This window comes from Deltaproteobacteria bacterium (genome assembly GCA_016234845.1).
GTDB lineage: Bacteria > Desulfobacterota > Deferrimicrobia > Deferrimicrobiales > Deferrimicrobiaceae > JACRNP01.
This window is the reverse complement of the sequence record JACRNP010000162.1, coordinates 1-2,399: the sequence shown is the minus strand read 5'-3', so window position 1 is coordinate 2,399 and position 2,399 is coordinate 1. Positions and strand designations below refer to the sequence as shown.

Below are 2,399 nucleotides of genomic sequence, written 5' to 3'. Positions count from 1 at the left end.
CCCATCCGGTCGGCCATGAGGGCGATCTCGTTCACCAGCCCGATGTTCACCGAGCGGAACGTGTTCTCGAGGAGCTTGACCATCTCGGCGACCGCCGCGCTGGACACCGGGTGGACGTTCTCGAGCACGCCGGCGTACAGCGCCGTCGCGACCTTCGAACATTTCGGCGTCACGCCCCCGACCACCTTTGGGATGTTCTTCGTCGTGTACCGCGCATTGCCCGGATCGACCCGCTCCGGGGAGAAGGCGAGGAAGATGTCCTCCCCGACCTTGAACCCCTTCGCCTCGATCATCGGGGCCAGCACCTCGGAAGTGGTCCCGGGGTAGGTCGTGCTCTCGAGGACGAGGAGCATGTCCTTGTGGAGGTAGCCGACGATGTGCTCCATCGCCCCCACGATGTACGAGAGGTCCGGGTCCTTCGTCTTGCGGAGAGGAGTGGGAACGCAGATGTTCACGGTGTCGGCCATCGCCACCGCGGAGTAGTCGGTGGTGGCCGTGAGCAGCCCCGCGGCGACCGCGCGCTTCACCGCTTCGGATGAAACGTCGCCGATGTACGACTTCCCTTCCTTGAGCGTCCGGACCTTGGAGCCGTCGACGTCGATCCCGATCACCTCGATCCCGGCGTCGGCGTACTCCATCGCCAGCGGCAGCCCGACGTACCCGAGCCCGATGACCGCGGCGGTGAAGTTCTTCTCCTTGAGCCGGCGCAGCAGGTCCACCCGCCCGCCTCGCGTTGCCGTCATCGTGTTTTTACCCTCCCGGGTAACCCTATCGGCAGGATTCCGGAAATCATCAGGCCGATTTCACTTTTTTCAGCTCCGCGACCAGTTCCGGCACCGCCTTGAAGAGGTCGCCCACCAGCCCGTAGTCGGCCACCTGGAAGATCGGCGCCTCCTCGTCCTTGTTGATCGCGACGATCACCTTGCTGTCCTTCATCCCCGCCAGGTGCTGGATCGCGCCGCTGATCCCCAGCGCGATGTAGAGCTCCGGCGCCACGATCTTCCCCGTCTGCCCCACCTGCCAGTCGTTCGGGGCCCACCCCGCGTCCACCGCCGCCCGGGATGCCCCGATCGCCGCCGAAAGCGTGTCCGCCAGCTCCTCCACCAGCTTGAAGTTCTCCTGCGCCTTGATCCCGCGGCCGGCCGACACGATCACGCGCGCCTCCGTCAGCTCCGGGCGTTCCGACTTGGTCTCCTGGCGGCCCACGAACGCCGTGCCGGCCGCCTCCGCCGCGACCGTCACCTTCTCCACCGGGGCCTTCGAGCCCCCCAGCGGGGCCGCGTCGAACGCCGTCTGGCGGACCGTGAACAGCAGCGGGCTCCCGACGAGCTCCACCGTCCCGATCGCGTTCCCGGCGTACATCGGCCGCTTCACCCGCAGCGCGGACCCTTCCTTCTCCAACCCCACGATGTCGGATGCCAGCGGGGCGTCCAGAAGACCCGACACCCGCGGCATGAAGTCCTTCCCGAACGTCGACGCCGGGGCGAACACCGCGCCGTACCCCTTCTCCCTGACCACCTGCGCCACCGCGCCCGCGAACGTCACCGCCAGGTATTTCCCGAATCCCGCGCCCTCCCCCAGCAGGACCTTCCGGACGCCGCTCCCCGCGACCGTATCCGCCACCGCGGCGATGCCGTCCCCCAGCACCAGCGCGTCCACTTCGCCGCCCGTCAGGCCCGCCAGCGTCTTCGCCGCTGAAACCGCCGACAGCGTGTTCTTCCGGAATACCCCTTCCTGATGCTCGACGACTACCAGCATGTCCGCCATGAAAATCCCCCCGACAGGTCGTTATGTCTGTCCCTAAACTGTGGGAGTTCTGTGAACGTCCCGGTTCTGCGGTTATATGACTTTCGCTTCGTTTTTCAGCTTCGCCACCAGCTCCGCGACATCCGCCACCCGGCCGCCGCCCGCCCGCTGCTTCGGCGCCGCGTACGACAGCACCTTCACCCGGGGGGCCGTGTCCACCCCCAGCGACGCCACCGGGACCACCTTCACTTCCTTCTTCTTCGCCTTCATGATCCCGGGGAGCGACGCGTACCGCGGCTCGTTCAGGCGAAGGTCCGTCGTCACCACCGCGGGCAGCGCGACCTCGATCGTCTCCAGCCCGCCGTCCACTTCCCGCGTCACGTTCGCCTTCTTCCCGTCCCCGGAAAACTCCACCTTCGACGCGAACGTCGCCTGCGGCCATGAAAGCAAAGCCGACAGGATCTGCCCCATCTGGTTGTTGTCGTCGTCCACCGACTGCTTCCCCATCAGCACCAGCTCCGGCTTCTCCTCCCCCACCACCTTCGCCAGCACTTTCGCCACCGCCAGCGAATCCAGGCCGCTCCCCGCCTCCACCAGAACCGCGCGGTCCGCTCCCATCGCCAGCGCCGTCCGGATCTGCTGCTCGCCGTCCT

At 67.2% G+C, this 2,399-nt stretch carries 3 protein-coding genes; all 3 read right to left on the bottom strand.

Annotated elements, in window-relative coordinates:
• Positions 1–743 (bottom strand): nucleotide sugar dehydrogenase (locus HZB86_10830; GenBank protein MBI5906019.1); only part of this gene is annotated, 743 nt, incomplete at its 3' end.
• A gap of 49 nt (positions 744–792) precedes the next feature.
• Entirely contained in the window at positions 793–1,767 is a 975-nt protein-coding gene (locus HZB86_10825; GenBank protein ID MBI5906018.1) for an electron transfer flavoprotein subunit alpha/FixB family protein, read from the bottom strand.
• A gap of 72 nt (positions 1,768–1,839) precedes the next feature.
• Positions 1,840–2,399, bottom strand: a 560-nt coding sequence (locus HZB86_10820) for an electron transfer flavoprotein subunit beta/FixA family protein (GenBank protein MBI5906017.1), incomplete at its 5' end; no start/stop codon positions are given.

What these genes read in the sequence shown, in the direction of transcription:
- HZB86_10825 (MBI5906018.1), bottom strand. Translation starts at nt 1,767, where the DNA reads ATGGCGGACATGCTGGTAGTCGTCGAGCATCAGGAAGGGGTATTCCGG.